The sequence below is a fragment of the Deltaproteobacteria bacterium GWA2_45_12 genome, from assembly GCA_001797365.1.
In the GTDB taxonomy this organism is placed as follows: Bacteria; UBA10199; UBA10199; order UBA10199; family UBA10199; genus UBA10199.
Window position 1 is genome coordinate 1 of sequence record MGPH01000059.1, and the last position, 5630, is coordinate 5630.

At 48.7% G+C, this 5630-nt stretch carries 3 protein-coding genes and 1 pseudogene; 3 read left to right on the forward strand and 1 reads right to left on the reverse strand.

Annotated features, from left to right (window positions below; genetic code table 11):
* Positions 1-890, reverse strand: a pseudogene (locus A2048_03015) (hypothetical protein).
* A 243-nt stretch (positions 891-1133) separates the two neighbouring features.
* Between A2048_03015 and A2048_03020 the strand changes: the two are divergent.
* From A2048_03020 to A2048_03030, 3 genes are all read left to right on the forward strand, one after another.
* The gene (locus A2048_03020) at positions 1134-2336 is read left to right on the forward strand and encodes an MFS transporter (GenBank protein OGP07720.1); all 1203 of its coding nucleotides are present in this window, start codon (positions 1134-1136) and stop codon (positions 2334-2336) included.
* Positions 2333-3904, forward strand: a complete 1572-nt coding sequence (locus tag A2048_03025; protein OGP07721.1) for a hypothetical protein — start codon at positions 2333-2335, stop codon at positions 3902-3904. The genes A2048_03020 and A2048_03025 overlap by 4 nt, the downstream gene beginning before the upstream one ends.
* A 1-nt stretch (position 3905) precedes the next feature.
* A partial coding sequence (locus tag A2048_03030; GenBank protein OGP07722.1) for a molybdopterin oxidoreductase occupies positions 3906-5630 on the forward strand: 1725 nt, incomplete at its 3' end.

Here is a 5630-nt window from a genome sequence, read left to right on the forward strand (position 1 = left end):
TGGAAAACAAAAACTAACGACTGCAACCCCCATCTCAACTTCTGACGCCAACTCTCCAGTTGACGGGGCGCAGTCCAGCGTTCGTCTATCCAAAGATTCCGATTAATATCGTCTGGCCCGACAAAATCTTCCTCATTAAATTGAGTGATATACCTTAAACACTCATCTTTAAATTTGAGAACTTTTACCTTTTTTTCATCGATGAGAAAAACAGTGCCATCTCCACGAATTGTCATTTTACGTATATGATTAAAATCTTCGGCGTTCTCTCCATATTTTCCAAACTGGGTAACAAAAATTAATTGTTCATTCCTTGTTTCAAAAACCTGGATTCTTTGTCCACTGTGATCAGTAACAAACAAATAGTGTTTCTCATTTGTATCGTAGCTTGCCAGTTTTTCAGGGCGTGAGAGTTGCCCGTCGGTGGTCCCAAACACGACCAACAATTCAACCTCGTTACTTTCAACACCTGTTGAAGGATCCCTTGCCTTCACCAAAACCGTATCTCCAACCTCTGCAGCAACAGAGCCCTCAAATTGGCCATTATTTTGGCTTACTGTCTGATCGTTTTCCTGAGTTCTACTGTTCCTTATCATCACCTCCGCCCCACCAAAACCCTGGTTATTCTGATCAGTCACAAGACCGTTCACATCAAACTGGCTGGTGACTGAATTGAACGTTCCCGTAGCCTGCAATGTCAAAAACAAAACCGGCGGCGACGGCGACTGCACAGGGGGAGGCGGGCCGTTGCCCGGATCGGGAAGTGGTATTTTTTCTTCTTTATTGGGTAAATCAGAGGGTGCCGCCCCTTGATGACAGGCGGAAGAGCTTAAAATAATGCCGAGAGCCAGAAAAAATTTTAAGAAAAAATTGGAACCAGAAAACTTCATGGAAAACCTCAACGGTGTTTCAGGTGACCCGAGGCCTAGCAGGAAAAGTTTCGGGGATAAAGCTTTTATATGACCACTTCTTAGGCATATGCCTCTTTTCAAGGCATGCAAGCTCCCCTCTTTTCAAAGACAATTTTTATTAAGCGTCCAAATTACTTATCTTTTTAACTTAGTTGCTTTGGCACACGTATTGCTAACGCAATGAGTCATACTTTAAAAAACCTCAACAACAAGGGAGTATTTATGCATTTAAAAAACTTCAAAAAAGCGGGACATATTCCAACACTTCTTGGAGCCTTTCTCTATTTTGACATCAGCTTCATGATCTGGGTTCTCATTGGGGCTCTTGGAGCTTTCATCGCCAAAGATTTTGGCTTGAGTGCAACTGCCAAGGGGCTTGTGGTGGCGATCCCCATTTTGGGAGGGTCTCTCCTGAGGTTGCCGCTGGGAGTTTTGGCTGATCATATCGGATCCAAAAAAACAGCCCTGATGGGGATGGCCCTTACCGTTATTCCGCTTTTGTTGGCCTTCCTCACAGGAAAGACAATGCCTCAGATCTATATCATCGGTCTTTTTCTGGGTATCGCCGGGGCTAGTTTTGCCGTGGCACTTCCGATGGCATCTAGGTGGTATCCGCCGGAACACCAAGGATTGGCAATGGGAATCGCCGGGGCTGGAAACAGCGGCACAGTGCTGGCCGCCTTTTTTGCCCCACGACTGGCTGAAGGTTACGGCTGGCATGCCGTTTTTGGTTTTGCCCTCATCCCTTTATTTTTGGTGATGGCCTATTTTGCCCTTTTTACCAAGGACAGCCCCAACCACCCTCCAGCCATCCCTTTTCTGCGCTACTTCCGTCCCTTAAAAGAAACCGATGCGCTCTTATTCTGTTTTTTTTACATGATCACCTTTGGTGGATTTGTCGGGCTCGCCAGCTTCCTGCCGATTTTTTTCACCGACCAGTATGATGTTTCGCGTGTGACGGCGGGAAGCCTAACGGCCCTCTGCGTTTTTGCCGGAAGCTTTTGCCGTCCGCTCGGAGGCTACATTTCTGATCGCATCGGTGGCATTCGCACGCTCTCTTTCCTGTATACGGGAATTGCCATCTGCCTTTTCCTTGTTTCTCAACTGCCCGTCTTGCCGCTGATCGTGCCCTTGCTGTTTATCACCATGCTTCTTTTGGGAATGGGAAACGGCGCTATTTTTCAGTTGGTGCCTCAACGGTTCCCTCGTGAGATCGGTACCATTACCGGTCTTGTCGGGACCTTTGGCGGATTTGGAGGCTTTCTTCTTCCGTTTGCGCTCGGCGCCTTAAAGGACCGTTGGGCCAGTTACGGCATCGGCTTTCTTATCTTTGGCCTCTCCTGTTTGGCCGCTTTTTCGATTTTATGGGTCGTCAAAGGGACGTGGAGAAAAAAGTGGAATCAAATGGAAGGAGCTGTCCTTTGACGGATCATCGTCCTCTCATACCGCTCAAGCCGGGCGAAAACTACCGCTTTCACTTTGATGCCACCAAGTGCATCGGATGCAAGTGTTGTGAAGTGGCCTGTCACGAGCAAAACAATAATCCGCCAGAGGTGAAATGGCGGCAGGTGGGTGAAATTGAGGGGGGGGATTTTCCGGATACGAAACGCTCCTACATCTCGATGTCATGCAACCACTGTGGCGATCCGGCTTGCCTGAACGGTTGCCCCGTGGACGCTTATTACAAGGATGAAAAAACGGGCGTTGTCCGGATGAAAGACAATGCCTGCATCGGTTGTCAGTATTGCACTTGGAATTGTCCTTACGGAGCGCCCCAGTTTAATGTGGAACGGGGCATGGTCACCAAATGTGACATGTGTCACGGACGGATCGAGAAGGGTCAAAACCCGGCGTGTGTAGAGACCTGCCCGTCTGACGCACTCAAGATCGAACACTATGATGTGGAAGAATGGAAAACCGCATTTGCAGAGGGGCGAGTGTTGGAAGCCAATGCACCGGGAGTGCCTGATGCCTCGATCACCCAATCTTCAACCCGGATAATCCCTCCCAAGAAAGACGGTTTGGATTTGAAGCGAATTGATTCCTACCGCATTGCACCCGAACATCCCCACTATTCATTAATTTTTCTCACCGTTCTGACACAATTGTCCGTCGGCGGATTTGGATCTCTGTTGACTTTGGAATGGTTGGGATATTTCAAAAACCTTCCGGCATTTTTTGAGCAATTCTTGAAAATTGCCCATTTGGCCATGCTGGGAACTGTTGTTCTGGCCTTGAACACCTCTTTTTTTCATCTGGGGCGTCCCCTTCATGCCATCCGGGCTCTCAAAATGTGGAGACGTTCGTGGCTTTCTCGCGAGGTTCTTTTCTTCTCACTCTTTGCCTTCGCTGCCGTGGTTTATAGTGTACTGGCCTGGCAACGTTTTTATCCGCTTCCCTTTTTGCTTCGCGGTCTCATTGGAATTTTCGTCATGCTGTTTGGACTCGCGGGGGTTTATTGCTCGGCAATGATCTATAGGGTTCCAGCGCGTCCCTCATGGGATAGCAGGCGCACCCCCATCGCCTTCATGGCGACGTCATTTATTTTGGGACCTCTGTTGTCTCTCGCCGTTTTTGTTTGGAGCCTGAAAGGGCAAACGATCGCCTGGAATGAGATTCTACCCACATTTAAAATTGTCGGTCTTTTTCTGGCATCTATTTTAATTCTGGCGGGCTTTGTTCAGTTAGGGGGGATTATCGTCAAAATTTTTCATTCCTTAAATAAGGATGAACCGGAATTACAAGCCTCGGCCCGAATGCTGACTGAACGATTCAGGATCCTCTTTCTTTCGCGGTTGGGTGTTTTGCTGATGACACTTCTGCTGGTGCCGCTGGTCTTGTTTAACCTCGTCCTCCATGCAAGCCTGGAGATTTCCACACTGGCTGTCTGCCTGACCACCCTCATGATTCTGACACTGGCCAGCGAACTGACTGGCCGTTACCTATTTTTTGTAACCGTCGTTCCGAAAAAAAGACCAGAGGGCTACTTTTGACATGATTTCGCCGATTAAAAAAATCTCCCGATTTCTTGGAATTGACACCGCCGCCGAAAAGTACCGGTATGGCCTCGATCCCCAATTCGGTTATCTTTCTCAAGTAAAAATTCCGGAAAAATGGGTCAAGACAACCTGCGGATATTGCTCGGTCGGGTGCGGAATGTTCCTGGGAGTCAGGAACGGCCGAGCCGTTGCTGTTAAGGGAGATAGGGATCATCCCGTCAATGAAGGAGCGCTTTGCCCCAAGGGGCTCTCGGAGCATCAGTTTATCCATGCGAAAGGCCGCGCCACCCGTCCTTTGCTGAAAATCCGGGAAAAACTCCGACCGGTGAGTTGGGATAACGCTCTCAACACTTTGGTGGATCGATTTGTGGGTGTTCAGCAAAATTATGGAAATCAGGCGCTGGGAGTCTTAAGCACGGGACAGTTTGTTACCGAAGAATTTTATACTTTGGGAAAACTGATCCAGCTTGGATTTAAGACAACCAACTACGATGGAAACACGACCCTCTGCATGGCGACTGCCGTCTCGGGGTACAAACGTTCGTTCGGGAGCGATGGGCCTCCGGGTTGTTACGACGATTTGGCCTTGACCGACTGTCTTTTTCTCATCGGAGCCAATATTGCCGACAATCATCCGATCCTTTGGCAGCATTTGAAGAAAAATAAAAATCGGACTCTCATTGTGGCTGATCCGCGTATTTCAAAAACGGCGATGTTGGCTGATATTTATTTGCCACTCAAACCCAGATCTGACCTGGTCCTACTCAATGGAATCGCCAAAATCTTGATCGATGCGGGAAAAATTGATCTTCCCACCATCCAGAACTCCACCGTTGGTTTTAGGGAACTTTATCTTCACCTTCAAAAATACACTCTCTCCCATGTTTCAAAAGTAACGGGCCTCGATGCCGAATTGATCAAACGCGTTGCTTACGCCTATGGCGATGCAGTCGCTGCAACCATTGCTTGGACAATGGGAGTCAATCACTCCACTCAAGGGACCCAAACGGTCAACGCCATCAATAATCTGGCGCTTATCACCGGAAATATTGGCCGTCCCGGCGCTTCCCCTTTTTCGATCACCGGCCAATGTAACGCGATGGGAACGCGCGAGGCGGGCTTTGCCTCGAGCCTTCCCGGTTATCGAAAATTTGAAGAGGTGGGCGATCGCAGCGAGTTAGCCAAAATCTGGAATATCCCGGTCGAAACTCTCCCAACCAAAAGAGGGAAGGCTTATCCCGATATCATTGAAGCCATCATTCAAGGGGAAATCAAGGCGTTGTGGATTTTAGGGACCAATCCCTTTGTTTCCTATCCCAATCAGAGTCTTTTAAAAGATGCCATCTCGCGACTCGATTTTTTGGTCGTGCAGGATGGTTTTCACCCAACTCCCACAACCGAGCTGGCTGATCTGGTTTTGCCGGCAGCGATGTGGGGAGAAAAAGAGGGAACCTACACCAACTCGGAACGCCGTGTGTCCAAAGTGAATAAGGCACTCGATCCTCCAGGACAAGCCAAATCCGATTTCGATATTTTTTTGGAAGTTGCCAGAAGACGCGGCTGCTACGAGACTCTCTTCCGTGGATGGACAAAACCGCAGGACGCTTTCGAAGAGTGGAAGCGGGTTTCCAAAGGGAGGCTTTGCGATTATTCATCCATGACCTACCCAGAAATTGAAGCCAAGGGAGGGATGCAATGGGGAGGCGAGAGGCTTTATACC

Excerpts from the sequence above, each read along its gene's own strand:
- A2048_03020 (OGP07720.1), top strand. The coding sequence starts at position 1,134 with ATGCATTTAAAAAACTTCAAAAAAGCGGGACATATTCCAACACTTCTT.